The organism is Sedimentibacter sp. (assembly GCF_033447055.1).
In the GTDB taxonomy this organism is placed as follows: Bacteria; Bacillota; Clostridia; order Tissierellales; family Sedimentibacteraceae; genus Sedimentibacter.
Genome location: NZ_JAWQJF010000166.1, coordinates 15,245 through 30,958, shown reverse-complemented (window position 1 = coordinate 30,958; position 15,714 = coordinate 15,245). Strand labels below are relative to the sequence as shown.

The 15,714-nt window shown below is 36.4% G+C and carries 20 protein-coding genes; all 20 read right to left on the bottom strand.

Annotation, left to right across the window (positions count from 1 at the left end):
• Window positions 1–424: phage holin family protein (locus tag SA378_RS11630; RefSeq protein WP_318526148.1), on the bottom strand; the 424-nt coding region annotated here is incomplete at its 3' end.
• A 2-nt stretch (window positions 425–426) separates the two neighbouring features.
• The gene (locus SA378_RS11625; protein WP_318526147.1) at window positions 427–1,374 is read right to left on the bottom strand and encodes a S8 family peptidase; all 948 of its coding nucleotides are present in this window, start codon (window positions 1,372–1,374) and stop codon (window positions 427–429) included.
• 10 nt (window positions 1,375–1,384) lie between these two features.
• Window positions 1,385–1,522, bottom strand: a complete 138-nt coding sequence (locus SA378_RS11620) for a hypothetical protein (protein ID WP_318526146.1) — start codon at window positions 1,520–1,522, stop codon at window positions 1,385–1,387.
• Between the two features lie 13 nt (window positions 1,523–1,535).
• Entirely contained in the window at window positions 1,536–1,802 is a 267-nt protein-coding gene (locus tag SA378_RS11615) for a hypothetical protein (protein WP_318526145.1), read from the bottom strand.
• Between the two features lie 12 nt (window positions 1,803–1,814).
• Window positions 1,815–3,179, bottom strand: coding sequence for a hypothetical protein (locus SA378_RS11610; RefSeq protein WP_318526144.1), 1,365 nt, complete (start codon window positions 3,177–3,179; stop codon window positions 1,815–1,817).
• Between the two features lie 119 nt (window positions 3,180–3,298).
• On the bottom strand, window positions 3,299–4,705 hold the full coding sequence (locus SA378_RS11605; RefSeq protein ID WP_318526143.1) for a hypothetical protein: 1,407 nt from the start codon (window positions 4,703–4,705) through the stop codon (window positions 3,299–3,301).
• A gap of 437 nt (window positions 4,706–5,142) precedes the next feature.
• Window positions 5,143–5,481 carry a hypothetical protein gene (locus tag SA378_RS11600; protein ID WP_318526142.1) on the bottom strand — a complete coding sequence of 113 codons (339 nt, stop codon included), beginning with the start codon at window positions 5,479–5,481 and terminating at the stop codon, window positions 5,143–5,145.
• Window positions 5,478–7,862: a hypothetical protein gene (locus SA378_RS11595; RefSeq protein WP_318526141.1), complete on the bottom strand. Its 2,385-nt coding sequence runs from the start codon at window positions 7,860–7,862 to the stop codon at window positions 5,478–5,480. The genes SA378_RS11600 and SA378_RS11595 overlap by 4 nt, the downstream gene beginning before the upstream one ends.
• The gene (locus SA378_RS11590) at window positions 7,855–8,055 is read right to left on the bottom strand and encodes a hypothetical protein (protein WP_318526140.1); all 201 of its coding nucleotides are present in this window, start codon (window positions 8,053–8,055) and stop codon (window positions 7,855–7,857) included. Before SA378_RS11590 ends, SA378_RS11595 begins: the two co-directional genes overlap by 8 nt.
• 98 nt (window positions 8,056–8,153) lie before the next feature.
• Window positions 8,154–8,573, bottom strand: a complete 420-nt coding sequence (locus SA378_RS11585; RefSeq protein WP_318526139.1) for a hypothetical protein — start codon at window positions 8,571–8,573, stop codon at window positions 8,154–8,156.
• 51 nt (window positions 8,574–8,624) lie between these two features.
• A complete protein-coding gene (locus SA378_RS11580) occupies window positions 8,625–9,470 on the bottom strand; it encodes an Ig-like domain-containing protein (RefSeq protein WP_318526138.1) in 846 nt (281 codons plus the stop codon).
• Between the two features lies 1 nt (window position 9,471).
• Entirely contained in the window at window positions 9,472–9,840 is a 369-nt protein-coding gene (locus SA378_RS11575) for a hypothetical protein (protein WP_318526137.1), read from the bottom strand.
• Between the two features lie 5 nt (window positions 9,841–9,845).
• On the bottom strand, window positions 9,846–10,280 hold the full coding sequence (locus tag SA378_RS11570) for an HK97-gp10 family putative phage morphogenesis protein (protein ID WP_318526136.1): 435 nt from the start codon (window positions 10,278–10,280) through the stop codon (window positions 9,846–9,848).
• A complete protein-coding gene (locus tag SA378_RS11565) occupies window positions 10,273–10,602 on the bottom strand; it encodes a head-tail adaptor protein (protein ID WP_318526135.1) in 330 nt (109 codons plus the stop codon). Before SA378_RS11565 ends, SA378_RS11570 begins: the two co-directional genes overlap by 8 nt.
• Before the next feature lies 1 nt (window position 10,603).
• Window positions 10,604–11,155, bottom strand: coding sequence for a phage head-tail connector protein (locus tag SA378_RS11560; protein ID WP_318526134.1), 552 nt, complete (start codon window positions 11,153–11,155; stop codon window positions 10,604–10,606).
• Window positions 11,156–11,185: 30 nt separating this feature from the next.
• A complete protein-coding gene (locus SA378_RS11555; RefSeq protein WP_318526133.1) occupies window positions 11,186–11,473 on the bottom strand; it encodes a hypothetical protein in 288 nt (95 codons plus the stop codon).
• Window positions 11,474–11,485: 12 nt separating this feature from the next.
• Complete coding sequence (locus SA378_RS11550; RefSeq protein ID WP_318526132.1) at window positions 11,486–12,475, bottom strand: major capsid protein; 990 nt, start codon at window positions 12,473–12,475, stop codon at window positions 11,486–11,488.
• Between the two features lie 15 nt (window positions 12,476–12,490).
• A complete protein-coding gene (locus SA378_RS11545; RefSeq protein WP_318526131.1) occupies window positions 12,491–13,063 on the bottom strand; it encodes a phage scaffolding protein in 573 nt (190 codons plus the stop codon).
• Between the two features lie 197 nt (window positions 13,064–13,260).
• A complete protein-coding gene (locus tag SA378_RS11540) occupies window positions 13,261–14,238 on the bottom strand; it encodes a phage minor head protein (protein ID WP_318526130.1) in 978 nt (325 codons plus the stop codon).
• On the bottom strand, window positions 14,231–15,703 hold the full coding sequence (locus tag SA378_RS11535) for a phage portal protein (RefSeq protein WP_318526129.1): 1,473 nt from the start codon (window positions 15,701–15,703) through the stop codon (window positions 14,231–14,233). Before SA378_RS11535 ends, SA378_RS11540 begins: the two co-directional genes overlap by 8 nt.
• Between the last annotated feature and the right edge of the window lie 11 nt (window positions 15,704–15,714).

Here is a 15,714-nt window from a genome sequence, read left to right as displayed (position 1 = left end):
CTAATATTTTTATTAAAAATGATGGTAATTCTATCCCAGCATGTTGTAAATTTTCTACATTGGATATAATTTCTCTTATAAGTATCCATGCCATTACAAGAGCAGTAACCATTATCTTGCTAATAATATTAATACCTATTACATCGGCTAATATAAGCAGTGCCTTATCTAACATTAAAGCTAGAACAATCAGCATGCACTGCCCTATTTTTTTATAGATACCATCTAAAACCTTTTTACTTTCAACCTTTTCATCCGTCCTTACCCTTGCTGCATAGATCCTGGTGATAAGATCTGCAAACATGGCTCCAAGTGTAATAATAAGTAAAGGTGTAAAAGCTCCGAATATATTTGCTATAAAAGCATATACCACAGCTATTACACCTACTAAACCGGCTTTTATTTCATTAACTTTTTCTCCCATTATTATCTCCCTTCAATTTTATCTAATATGCGTGTTAGTATTGTTGCGAACTGCTCTCGTGTTACATTCTCCGTTGGCCTGAAGGTTCCGTCTTCAAAACCTACCAGCAAACCTTCATCCACGCATCGATCAATAGCAGCCTTGCTCCACCTTGTGTCTTCGACATCCTTAAATTGCATTTCCTCAGCTCCTCTCAGCTTTTCTAATACTTCTAACTTATCTGTTAATGGCAATACTGGTATGCCCCATCCAAAACTGTAATCATCCCCTATATCACCTAAATCAATAGAGCAGGACTTTAAAATTTCTATGCATTCAACCTGATTGAAGTCACCAAACTTATTAAGCAACAAAGTAATTTCACCTAATAAATATGGAGCTGCAAAACTAGTACCATTGTAAAGGTGTGCAAAAGCTGAGAAATCTACTTCTTCGCCTTCACCGCTGTAACTTTCATGATTTATCTCACCATTTTCGTAATTAACAGCTGCAACAACAATTGCACTATTTTTATATGGACATGATACTCCTTCATAGGTATTACCAGCTGCAGCTGTAAATATAATGTCATGTTTTTCAACAATGTATTTCTTTATAAACTGACTTGTTGATTCAGTACCTCCAGTCTTACTTGAGTTCATAATTTTGATATTATGCTCAAGGACAAATGTTTCAAAATCATAAAATATGCCATCAACAATTAAACCACAAGAAGTCATTTCTGAACCATTATTGGTATTTGAAATAATACCTGAATAAACATTCGCTTCCGGAGCAACTTCTGAAAATACTTTACATACTTTTGCACCGTGATTGTCCTTTCCTGGATATGCCTCGAGGTTTAAAAAGTTTATTCCTTTACCCTTAAATCCCTGTTCATGGTACTTGTTTATGTTAGAGTACCCGAAGTGGTTTTCACGTTGTTGTTTCCATAATTCAGCTAGTGTCATATAATCCCTCCTAAGCTATTTGTGGTGTTGCTAAAATTGTTGATTTTTCTTCTGCTGTAATATAACCTTTTGAATAGGCATTGGTTACATATGATTCATCTTTTCCCATAATCCACATATTTAAAATAAACAGGTATAATCTGCTCATAATTTCATCCCTTCTATAAACCTAATAAATAATTAATCATGTCTTCAGCTAAGATTAATCGTTCTTCAATGGTTGGGCCGATAACTATTTCTACTATTGGCGCTTTTGTCCATATGCCATTAATATAATAGTCGCCTATGCCGAAACCTTCTGGTAATACAATTGCGTCTTCAATTAAACTTTGAGTCATGTAATTAACTTTAAAATCGTTTAATTCTGTATCATCTTTGAATACAACAATATTAACGCATATATTATTTTTTATAAATGCTATTGTCACGCCTGGACCTCCTTAAATACAATATCCTACGAAAATAACGCCTTGGTATCCATTGCCAGCTGCCAATCCTGATGTATAGTTTACACCACCACCGCCTGCGCCGTACAATGTACCGTTTGCGCCTGCTGTTGAAGATGCACCACCTCCTGTACCGCCTGCACCGCCGCCTCCAGCACCACCTGCACCGCCATTTGAGGCATTTGTGCGCATTCCGCTACCGCCACCCGCGCCGCAATATGTAACGTTATTAAATGGACATTTTCCGCCTGTTTGTAATAATTCGATGCCGCTGCCCGCGCCGCCTGTATATGGACTACAAGTTCCGCCGTTTGAAAGCGTTAATCCGCTTCCTCCGGCTGCACCGTTTGAATTATAAGCACCCGCGCCGCCTCCTGCACCGCCTTTACCTCCATAACCTGCATTTGTTTCTGTTGTAACTTGACCACCTTTTGCTGTTACGCCGTTAAAAACTGTATCACCACCAGCTGTCGCTTTACCTCCGCTTGTTGTGTCAACTGTACTTCGGCCAGCACTTCCCGCACCTATAGAATAAGGCAAAACTTGACCGGCTGTAACTGCTTGCGTAAAAAAGGTAGGCTGACCGCTTGCACCTCCTGCACCTCCAATATTTGACGATGAACCACCTTTATTTCCTCCTGCACCGCCTCCACACATCCATACCCATATTCGATTGACACCTGATGGTACTGTCCATGATGTACCGTTCGTAAGAGTTTCGTATGTAAATGCTCGGTCGAATATTCCGGCAACGCCAAAAATATTTGCACCGCTTTTTATATTACCTGCAACCAAATCAACGTCACCAGCTATTGTTTGTATTCCGCTCAAATATTGGCCTGCTGCAATAGTTTGATTTGCTGTTCCAGGAGTTATAGTTGCAGCACCCTTGCTTGGTATAGTACCTGTAACCAAGGCTCCATCAACATATGCCTTTTTACCGCTTAGTATTTGAGTTGCCGTTGCATCTCCTGCAGATGTATCGACTACGTTTGAATTTCCTGCGACACCGAATATATTTGCTCCAGCTTTTATGTTTGCTGATATTAAGTCTGGATCTCCAAGAACTACTCCACCGCCAGTATCATATATACCTTTTGGAATTTCTTGATTAACTGAGCCTGGTGTTATGCTTACCCCTGTTTTCTTTGCTGATAATATTTTATTCGCAATTTGTACATGTGTGTCAGCTATAAGTGCAGCTATACCCACACTGCTCAAAGCATCTACAATTAAACCTTTCTTTGTTTCTATGTCTGTGTTTAAAAAATCTATATTTCCCTCAATCCTGTTAAAATCATCCGATACCGGATTTGTAGGATTAGTGTCCCAATCTGTCTTGGGTGTCTGCCATGGCATATAATCACCTACCCTAATAATTCTTGTAAGTATTTAATATTTTTTTCTATCCTGTCAAAATCGTCTTTGGTAGGTACATTACTATTTGTCCAATCGGTCTTAGGTGTTTCTAACATAACTTATACCTTCCTTCCACTTAATTTTGCATTCAATGCGCCATTAAATTCCAGTTCCTGCTTAATTACAAAGTAATCATTCTGCTCTAGTTTGTCTGTAACTGTTATTCTGTCTCCCAGCAGCATTGCAGGATTGCCTCTCCAATCCACCTCTACGTCTCTTCGTGGGTTCTTGTAATATGCAAGAAGCCTGTCTGCAATGGTTTCTGCAACTGTAACCGTCTGCACTAAGGGATTGCCTGGATAAGTATATTTTAAAGTACCCATATCAATGATTGAGTCTGCATCCTGGCGCACTACCTTATTCTTGTTCAATATCTTCAGGGGCTGAGCATTTATTGTAAGTTCAAATGTCCCTGCAGCAGCACTATAGACTTTAACCGTTGCTCCCCAGGCATAATATGTTGCGCTTGTAATGGATCCTGTCCCGGATATGCTGGCTGCAGCATTGATGCACGGAGTATCATTGTAATATGCCGTGACTGTCTTTGTTTCCCCCGCCGCTATACTGACAACTTCGTTTGACCTATAGACCTCCTGCAGAACATCCGGACGCAAAGGCTGTGTTTCCACCTCGATATAGTTTGCAACCTCACTCCATTTAACCGGGTTGTCCTTGCTGAAGTAATCGTCCCCTGTCAGGGTATCTACCGGTACTGTTTGAGACTGTAAATATGACGGGCCTTCAATTCGGATCACTCCGTTTCTGTCACAATAAACCTGCCCCAGGCAGGCTTCAGCTATCTTTCTTAGAGCTTCACGATGCGACTGGTTCTCAAAATAACTATAAGGCACCAGATATTGCTGCAGCTCTGTATCAACAAAATATTCTTCCGTCGTTAGCCCGGCATCATCCAATACCGCAATGGCCAGAGTATATAATGTCTGATTTATTTGCACCTGAGAAGTGCTGTATGTGGATTTTCTAAGCATTTCAAGCCTGTCTCTGCCGGTTGTTTGGGCATATACATCCTGCTCAGGAACATTCCAATCACCGGACCAGAATACACCTAAAGGAACATATTCTTTGCCAGCTGTCGTATCCACTCCTAACCATGCCTTGATTCGCCTGTTTTGTTTCAATGTTTGGTAAAGTGGGCTTTGAGTATTGCCGGCATCAAATTTTCTGTTATTATTAACAAGTCTTATATCTATTTCGTTACTACTAATATTTCCAACCGGCAACGAACCTTGGCTTACTTCTCTTTCCTCTAGTAAGTTAATTATCAGGACATCATCTTCATAAACTTCCTGAATGGATGTAAAGAACTCGATTATTTTGCATTGCCTTCCCTCATGGCTCCATTTTGTTATTTCGAGAACCATCTTTACTACTTGAGTTATTGCACTCTCAAATGTTTTATTCCATGAAACAAGCGAATTTGCCGCCACTGTCGCTGTATGCAGCAAGATATCAGCTGCACCATAAAGCTTGATAGTGAAATCAACCGGATACTCGCCCCTGGCAGCATCACCGACAACTTTCAACTTCGTAATCGGTCTTGAAAGGAAAGTCACCGTTAACTTAGGATATGGAGCTATAAAAGCTCCTCCTACTCCAGCTAATTGGCTTCCCCACCAACCCATTTGAGCAACTCCATCAGTAGGGGCTAAAACATAACTGCCATCAAGTACCCAGGAACCATCTAAACTTGCTATCTTCCCGACTGGCTCCTGGACATTGTCTGCTGTTTGTGCGGGAAACGAAATATTCGCTTCATCGATTGCTGTAACATCAATTGATTGGTCTAGGAAAGGATCTGTGTAGTCGATTTGAACCTTACCGTATATTCGAACTTTATCAGCATTTACTATATCATGAAATTCATTGCTTACTAAGTACATAACTACACCTCTTCTAAGGTTATTGTTACACCATGGCTTATTGTAGACTTATCCTGATATATTCCACGAGGCATAGACATAATAAATACCGTTGCAGTTCTTTCAATATCATTATCAAGGTATGTAAAAGGAACAGAATTGCCGGCAAGAAAAACATTTAAGAATGTCTGGTAATCGCTATATCTTAATCCTTTATAAGTCAAAGAATAGTTGTTTTTAATAGCTATAACATTCTTGACTAATCGACCGCTTGCAGTTCTAGTTGTTTTACATTGTTCTACCGGATTAATTTTAAAGTTTTCTGCTAAAGGTGCTTGTACTGTTATGTTATTTATCTTCATATTGGATTCACCCCTAACCTTTCATTTTCATCCATTATTATCTGTCTTATTTTTTGTCCTAATTTCTTTAAGCTATAATCATCGCCAATGTAATTACCTATATGTAAATGCAATTCAACTGGTCTTTGATTAATCAGATTACCTAACTGCTGCTCATTAAATACTTGAGTTCCTCTCGGCAAGCTAACTAATTCTTTATCATCATCTCCTACCCATGCAAGTCCACCTGGATGATAATTTGTACCATTAGCATACTTAGGTATACCGCTAATAAGGTTTTCTCTATGCATTTCCTGTGCAACTCCAAGGTCTACGCCCTGTCTTTTGGATATTGCATCAATGTCATCTTTGAAAGTGCCATAGTAATTATCTTTTTCTTTTTTACCTTGACTTCGGTTACTCATTTTCTCTGATTCACTTAAATTATCATAAGATGATATTCTTGCTTGTATTTGTGCCATACCATTTAATGCTTGTGTGGTATCATCAATTGAGCCTGTTAATTTAGCTTGTTCGATTTGTAAATCAAGCAATTGATTTTTATAATTCAAGGCTTGATCTGAACTTTCACCATATTGAGCCACAATATCAGCTAATGCGGTTTCAGTTATCCTTATTTGTTCCGTAAGCAATCCGAGTTGTTCTTGTTGAGCTGCTAACTGCATTTCTAGTTCCTGAGAACTTCCTTGTAACTCTTCGTTCTGCAGTTTCCATAATTCAAACTCTTTTTGAATAATATTTGATGTATTTGTTACAAAATCACTGACTTTTTTTAATGCGTTACTTATAGCTTCAGCAACTGAGTTCATAGAACTTGTAGGTTTACTTGCATTATCATCAATTCCCTTTGCAAGCCCTTCATCAATATAACGCCCATAAAGCGCCATTAATTTAGAAGGTGATTCAATACCAAAGAATTCTGTTATTGTTTTTCCTATACCTTCTACAAAGCCGTAAACTTTATCTTTAATCCAACCAGCTAAAGAACTGATACCATTCCAAAGACCAAGAACTAAATTGCCACCCCAACCAGTACCATCAGCAACTAAATCATCAAACCAGCCTTCTATTGCGTCCCAAACTATATCAAATGCGCCTGAAAGAATTTTCCATGCGCCTGAAACAATGTTATAAATTCCTGTCCAAAGTCCATTCCATATCTCTATTAGGCCCTCTTTCATGGTTTCCCAGTCAGCTGTAAAAATTCCAATAAAGACCTTAATTATTCCAGATATAACATCAAGTACAGATCGTATAGTGTTCTTAATCTTGTCAAAATTATCTCTTACTAACTCATACCATCCAACAATTAAGGGAAATATACGGTCTTCTAAAAAAGAGGCAAAAGCATTAAATAGTTCTATTACTAAATCAATTTTATCTTTATTTTCTTCGTACAACTCTTTGAGCATTTCAACAAAATCAGCTATAAAAGGACGTAGTGTATTTTCCCATATACCTAAGACCGTATCACCTAATCTTTGAGCTGTATCAATTACTGGTTGAAGGTATTCTACAGCTGCGTCATACCCTTGCTGGAACCTTGACCAATCTAATGTTTGTACTTTTTCTGTAAGCCACATTACGCCATCTGTAACTTTACCAACAACAACTAAAAAACCATCTAAAACAGGAGCACCGACAACACTATAAAATCTTTCAAATGTTGCTTTAAGATTACCCATAGTATTTTCATAAGCTCCAGATTCCCTTGTTGCCTGTCCCATGGCGCCGTTCATTTCATAAGTCTTTTCTACAGTGTCAAGAAGTAACCATTGCCTTTCAGACTCAGTTAAATCAGCCCAGGACTTGCCATACATTTCATTAGACTTAACATCCATCTGCTTTGCGTTTGTGAATACTCCTATTGCATCTCCTGCTTCGAAGTTACCCTTCATGAACGATGCAATAGACCCACTAGCATTTTCTAATGAAGTATCGTAAAAGGCAGCTGAATCAGCTGCTAATCTTGTAGCTTTGTCGACTGCATCCAAAGCTTGTTGCCCATCCATGCCGGCACCCTTAACTTGACCACCAAACTTATTCCAGGATACGGTTAACCTATCTGCATGTATTCCTAAATCGTCAACCTGCTTAGCTATTCCTTCAACAGCTTGAGCATTATCAGATTTAAACACCTGGTCAAATTGTGCTTCCATGGCCTGTATATTGGCGCTGGATTCAATTAATTTCTTACAAAAGTCTACTATAGCTTTAACACTGAACGCTGTTATAACAGCTTTGCCTATATTTGCAAAAGTCTTAGTCATTTTACCTTCAGAATCTTTTGCGGTATTAGTCACGCCTTTTATATCTTTTTCAGCATCAGTGGCATTTGTCACTATCTTTCCAAAGAAACTAAATATTTCTATACTAATCACCCCTCTCCTCTATATATTGGGATGCAAATTCCATAACTTCATCTTCATCAACTTCAACTACGGTTGATTTTTCTAAAACTGATCGTCTGTATTCCGGATAACTCTGAATAGAATCAGCTAATACAGAAACTGTATATCTATGCATATAATAATTTAACATTTCTTCTTCTTGCTTGTTTTCAAACATAATCAACAAGAATCTCATAAAATCAAAAAAACTGTTAAATGTGCTTAACAGTTCATTAACATTTCCATAACGTTTGAAGAGTTCATCTCTAAGTCTGTGTTCACCTATTTGAAGGATGACATTATAACATTCAAAGAAGCCTTGAACTCTTCCTGAGCCAAAAAATCCGTCACCAAACCTACATATTCACTCATACTAAGCTTTTCTATATCAGCCTTAGCAACATTGCATAACTTAGCTAAAAGCGTGTTGATCTCGTTCTGTGCCCTGCCTATATTTAAAAATACAAGCTCTGTTATCTGCGCCAAAACTTCAGCACCAACCATGGCATTATCAGCTTCAGCATTATCAGCTTCAGCATTATCAGCTTCAGCATTATCAGCTTTAGCTTTTCCTTCCTTGTCTTTTTTTACATATTCAGCACGTTTCTTAAATACTTCTTGTATTAAATCCTTTATGCCTATTTTCGCCATTATATTTAACAACGGAAATAAATCCATTGATGATAATTTTCTCATTTCCATTTATGTTTCCTCCTGATTTGTATTAAAAAAGAGAGCTTATTTAAAAGCTCTCTAAGCCACTGTTACTTCACAAACTGCATTAAATAAACCGTCTACAGTTGTCACTGTAATATTTGCTGTTCCTGCACCTACACCTGTTACATAACCATTATCTACTGTAGCAACAGCCGGATTACTTGTTGCCCAGGTCACATTCTTGTTTGTTGCTGTAGCTGGAGCTACTATTGCAGTTAATTTACTAATTCCTGCAACTGCTAAATTAAGAGTTGATTTGTCTAAAGTTACTCCAGTAACCCCTAATGCTTTAGGTGGGAAGAACAATTTATAAGCTCCACCAACATTCTCAACATCGTCTGCAGGTACTCTAGCATTTAATACTATTGGAACTCCTGCTTCACCTTTATCTTTAGTTTCCATATTCAAGCCACCTGTAGAAATGGTGTTGTACAATATAGCAATCATAGGCTGGTCACTGCCACTTAATTTACCTACTACTGCAATATTTGATATATAATCTGTTAGCTCTATTTTATTTTTAGGTTCTACTACCTGGTACCCAGTCGGAGCTTCTGTGGAAAGTGCAGCTCTCTTTGTACCATTAATTGAAAGAGTTAATAAATCAGCTGTAAGCTCTTTTACTGTAGCTTCCATTCTTGCGGTTGTACCATCTAAAACATCTTGTCCTACTGCTGGAGCGAACACTCCGTCTACTTCAATTTGTCTAATTGTATTCTCGACAATTAATTTAACACCACCAACCGTAGCACCTAAGCATCTTTCAGCTTGAAATTTGCCTAATGCTTCATCATATGTTACATTCAACCAAACGCTAGCAGAGTGTAACAAATAATAATCAGGTGTACTTGCTGTATATCCTGTACCTTTAATATCTGGCATTTTAAATCCTCCTATCTATTTTTAATTTTAATTGTATTAATCGCCTACTTACAACAGTACTTCCTGTTGGAATAGGCTTACTGCTTATAAATTCACTTTGAATCGTGTAGTCTTTATTTGTGAAATACCCTCTTTCAAAATGGTCTGAAATATTTTGTGTTAATAATTCTAATGGCAATTGATTAGAGCCTTTGTTATCAAATACTTCAATGTCAAGATAACTGCCAAATTGCCCCGGCTCTCCGGGTATTATATGAAAGTTAAATGTTAGATACGGATACACTAACTCATCAATCGTTTTAGGATTAAATCCATGAAATGCTTCAATACAAAATTTAATCAATTCACTGAATATTATTGTTAACCACATCTGCATCACCCTTTCTTAATACTTACCTTAAAGTTATCTCCAACATGTTTTCTAAGGTTTTCTTCAATGATCTGTTTTATATTTTCAACATTATCACGATATGCAGGTCTTAAATAAGGCTGTGGTTTATTTCCCATAGTGAATATCTTTTCTCCTGTCTCTTTATCAGTATAAGCCCATCCACCTTGACGACCTTCGTCATTCTCAGCAAAAACACCAGTACCAAATTCAACATAAATAGCATATTCAGTATTAACCCCTATTGTTATGCTCATTTCACTTAAATCTATCTTGTAATCAAGGGAGTTTTGTAATTCTGTAGTATCTGTAGGTATAAGTGGAAATACAGCTGAATACATTAATTCACCTATAGCTCTTAATGCTGCTTCTTGTGCATCTCTTATGGCTTTTATGCAATTATCACTATTATCCTTAAACATTAGCTGCACCTTCAAATCTTAAATATATTTCTAAATGATGATGCATACTTACTGGGTCATCAACCAAGGTAATCAAGTACTTATTTGTACTATCACTTATTTTCATACCCTTTTTAATGTCTGTTCTATAATCAGTAATCAATACATGAGTTGAATCCTGTATATCTGCATTATGTGTGAGTTGTTGACCTTCACCTGATAACAAATCTATCCATCCTTTTAATACAGTATTTATTTTGACATCCTCTTCAGTGAATCCACCTATACCATTAGGTACTTTAGTTATTTTTAATAAATCTAATAGTGGAGCATCTTCAAACATACTACCACCTCAATTTCTTATACTTATTTAAGAACTTCATAAGAGCAGCTGGATAACCTTCCACACTTTCAGTTGCATTGACATCATAATAAGTCACTGAATGTCTTGATATTGCTTCTTGCTTAATTCCTATTTTGCTACCCATTTTAAGATCATATTGAATGAGTTTAATAACTCCGTCCACTATGTCATATGGATAGGCAACTTTAGTAATTAAAGTCTGCAAACTCTGTTCAGCTTCCAATGTCTTGTCAACTGTAATGCTATTAGAATCCACAGCTACAACGGAATAAAGTCCATCATTCAACAAGCTATCAACAATTTCAATAGTGTTATTTTTTCTGAAACCTTCTAAGCCAAAAGGAACACCCATTATTTTTGTATCTTCAAATAAAAAATTACCCTTAACCCTTATCCTGGTATCAAGAAATTTATTATTTGTAAGGTTTCTTATCATTATCTCTAATGACTGCAATTTGTTTGTCAGATAATCATCCTTAGAAGCATCAGTTATTCCTAAAAGCTGTTTTGCTTTTTCAAGTGTAACAATCACATTATCACCGCCCATTTTAAAAAGGGCAGCTTATTTGCTACCCTTGATTACTTCTAATATTTCTTCTCTTAACTTAGATTCACCTAAATCAATTTCCTTAGATTCAGCATAAGCTTTTAGCTCTTCAACAGTCATTTCATCAACTGTTTTATCTGGTTTCTCTTTTTTCCCTTTTTTTTCTTCCTCTACAACCTTATAGCCTTTTTCTTCAAACCAGTTTTTTAACCTTTTGTCCTGAGTTTCACCTATGCCTTTATTAAAAACTACACCGGCAATAACACCGGTGTATTCTTTGTTAGGCGCATATATTTTAGCCATACATAGCCTCCATTATTTAACTTTGATGTTTCTCAAAACACCTGCAGATCTTGTGCTCTTTAAAGCAACTGCTGCGACCATTTCAACTTCACCCGATTTAACAGCTCCTGGAGTTTTGAAATCAGGTAAGAAAGTACTAATGACTTTATTTCCTGTAACAGTTGCACCGTGGAAACCATCAAGGCCTAATCTTACAGCATAAAGGTCAGTTAAACCTGTTATTGTGTCTATTCCATTAGGTTTTCTTGTATCAACTATAGCAGTAACCGGTACAGCCACGCCACCAACATTTACGAAAGAACCTACATCTAATAATGGAATACCATCATAGCCATCAACTTTTTTACCAAATGAATCTTCATTAGATGTTAAGTAGCCAGCTCTTCTTGCAACTGCTTTGATTTTAGTCATCAATTTGCTATTTCCTAACAAGAATGAAGGCTTTCCATCTAATTCAGCTAAAAAATTGTCTAATTCATCTAACATTTTCTTATAGTTAGTGTCAACAGCTGCTGAATCGGATAAATCTATATATGCATCTGCTCCAATTTCAGTTGAGCTACCTACTAAGGCTTTATCTAAACCATCAAATGCTTTAGCGTTAACCGCTGAATCACCGTTAATAACAGTATAATGGAATAAGTTAGAAGCCGCTTTGACTTTTTCATTCAATTGGAATTGAACTTCATCAATTGCACCAGATGTTTCAGCAACAACTCTGTCTACTTGGAATGAGCAACCAAATATCTTTAAGTTAACAGATTTTTCTTCTCTATCTGAAACTTGAGGAGTGTATTCCTCATTAAGTGCTCTAAATCCTGCTTGTGCTGGAGTTTTTAATCTTGTATAACCATAAGTAAGGGTTGAACCTCCTGTTCCTGGAGAAACAGAATCATCAAATGTCATTCTATCAAGAAGTAAAGAACTTCTTCTGAACTCATCTATAACCATCTCTACGACTTTATCCGCCATACCTACTTTTGCTTGTTCTAATGTAATCATAATATCATCCTTTCATTAATTAGTTTTATAATAGTTTTGTAAAGCACCTCTTAAATCTGTTACTTCGTCACCAGCTGGAGGATTCCCACCAGGTAACTTATTTACGATAATGTTTTTATCATCCTTCTTTTTATTAGGATCTTCAGCTGCGAAGAATGTTGGATTATTTTCTTTTGACAATTTAATCAAACTATCCAAGTCCTTAATTGTTCCATCCTTTTGAAGTTCATATTTATCAATACCGCCATTCTTGAAGATGATATAATCAGGGTCTGTTGCTCCTGCTTTCTCCAGAGCTGACTTTACTATTGTTTCTTTTTCTTTCTTTGTAGCCTCTGTTTGCAAATTTGCAATAGTGTCTTCATGTTCTTTGATTTTCTTCTGCAGTTCCTCATTGCTTGAATTGTTTTTCTTCAAGTCCTCTATAGTTGTATTAGCTGTCTTTAATTGACCACTAACATCATTGAACTTATCCTTTGGTACTGCATTTTTAGGAAATTCTGTATTAATTTCAGCTATTGCAGCTTCCATGTCAACTTTTCCGTCTTCTTTCTTATGTTTTTCTAATATTTTCTTAATCCAATCCATAATATCCTCCATACTTTTTTATACTGGTCAGTCCCAGTTCTGAGTTTTCGCTTTCTTTATGGTCTTAGCCTTTAGAAAGACCGGTTGAACCTTATGCCATGTTCAGGGCAATAAAAAAAGACATTTAACCCAATGCCTTTACAGGGAGATAGCAAGATCACCTCCTAAGATATTTCTTACTGTGCCTACATAGTAATTTATTTATTGTCCTCAGGATGTATTTCATTAGCCACCTCCTTAAATCTTTCATATTCTTTTGGATGTTTCTTTTTAAGCCATTTCTCATAGGTGCCATTATTGTCAACTGTCTTATCAATCTTATCTCTTCTACTTTTAGCACTAATGCCATTTACTACAGAAGTACATCCACACCTGCAGTTAATATCTTCAGCTGCTACACCAAACATTCTTGGTTGCATGGCTTTATTTCCTCTTGAAGATGTAAACTCTTCTTGTGTTTCAACAACTTGACCGTCCATGCTTGCATGTGAATGCCTGGTCTTCCTATCAAGAGTAGATATCCATTCCTTTTTAAGGTCAACACCTAATTCCTTTGCCTTATCAACTGATTCTTGTCTGGCCATGCTTCTTACTCTTCCAGATTCAGTTCTCACTATGACTTTTGATTTTTTATAGCTGTTATCCATAGTATCACTTAGATTTCTGGATATCTCTTTATAACTATAACCTTGAATTAAGCCCTCTGTTATAGTTGCCTTAATCTGCCTTTGCATTGATGGAAGAGTTTCGCCATATAAACGCTTAGAGAGTGGTATACCGTTGACAGGATATTCAATTACCTGTTTTATGTACTCTTCACTCATCAGCCCAAATGAAAGATTAGAATCCATGTTTAAATTATTAAGCTGAGATTCTATTGTGTAGAACTCTCCAAAATAACCAAGCTCCAGCTCTCTTAAATCTGCTTTATATGTATTATCTTTAAGTGCATCAATTACTTTCTTGCTTGCAGCATCAACTTGTTTATACAATGATTCAAGTTTATTCAGCTGCAGCATATCGACATATCTAAGTTCTTGATGTTCAGCCATGAATGCACCTATTCGAAGTCTTAAATCTTCTAGAGCCCATTTATATGTTTTGGCGAGTTCTTTGTTTATTTGATCCTCACTTTTATTAGACAGTCTCTCTATTTCCTTCCAGAATTTATTCAACTATACCACCGCCTTCATCAGGCAACACATCATCTATGTTATAAGGTCCCTCAACTTCTAGCAGTTTCTTTTCTTCCTCATAATCAAGCTCTAATACCTCACATATAAGTTTCAATTTACTATCTTGACTAATAGTGTTAGCAGCTGTCAATATGGCTGCTATTCTTTGGTTAACCGCCTCAGCCTCTGTCTTTTTATTAGCAACAACGCTGTCTTCATTAACCATTGTTTCTCTAACGATATTAATTTTGATATCCTTGTAGCTATATTTAGTGCCAAATCTAACATTGATATCATCAACTATGATTTTAAGAAGCTGTCTAACTAATTTTCGAAGTCTCATTTCAGCTTTATTACACTTAAGATCCAATAGAGCATATCTTGACTTGATAACAATGTTAGTGATATTGCCATCTCCAACTTGCGAACTGTCAAAGCCCATACCAAATTTATAAATAGCTTCTTTGTCTAAATTTAACTTTACCGTTCTTGCTTCAGTAGGAATATCAATAGTTTTAACATCAAGTCCACCTTCAGCATCAACACTTATAGTTTTCTTAGTTTTTAGATTAGTTGTCAGTTGGGTTAAGTCGTCTCCTGGATAACCTTTAACAACGTAAATTGCTTCTTGAAAGTCCTGAAGATTATTACTTAAACTGCAAGCCATTAAATCGTAGTCGTCAATTATAGCTTTTATTGGTTCAAGATCAGTTTGCTCATACTTGTTATTCTGTAGCTTGAAGAACGGAATATATCCTAAACCACCACCATCATAAAAGGCTTTATCATCTTCCAGAACTATATGAGGTTTTGGATTAGGTTTTACAGTATCGTCAAATTTAAATGTAGTTTTATCAATTGTTTCAGTGTAGTAGGTTGTGTCTTTATCTGTCCACACCTCAGCTTTTGTAATCTTTACTTCTCTGTCTTCCTTATTTGTTACTGTAGTTTCATAATAACGTAATATTCCAAGTGTCTTAGAAGTATCAACATCATCATTAATGGTTATAACTCCTAAACTATCTGCCACTTGAAATGATGTTATATCATCAGCATTTTTATAAGTATACACATACTCAAATCCTTTATTGCTGGCACCCTCAACTGCATTTTGAAGGGTCTCTTGAAAGTCCTCATTAATGTACTCTTCTAGTCTCTCCTGCAGCTGTTCATCCTCTGTTTTGACTTCTAAAGGATTTGATAATAAGTACTGCACTTTCTGATCCACAAGTTCAGTATGATATTGATGTTGTATTTTAATATTTGATTTAAATTTATCTTCTTTCAATAATCCATTAGAATCAAAATAAAACAATCTATAATCAAGTATTTCATGTTGCCCTTTATAATAATTAATGCCTTCCCAGGCTTTCTTCTTCTTTTCTGAATACCTGTCTGCTTTAATAGCATTCTGAATTGCTTTAGCGGCTACTTCTCTATTTTCTGATAATACGTCTTTTAGCATTTCCTCACCTC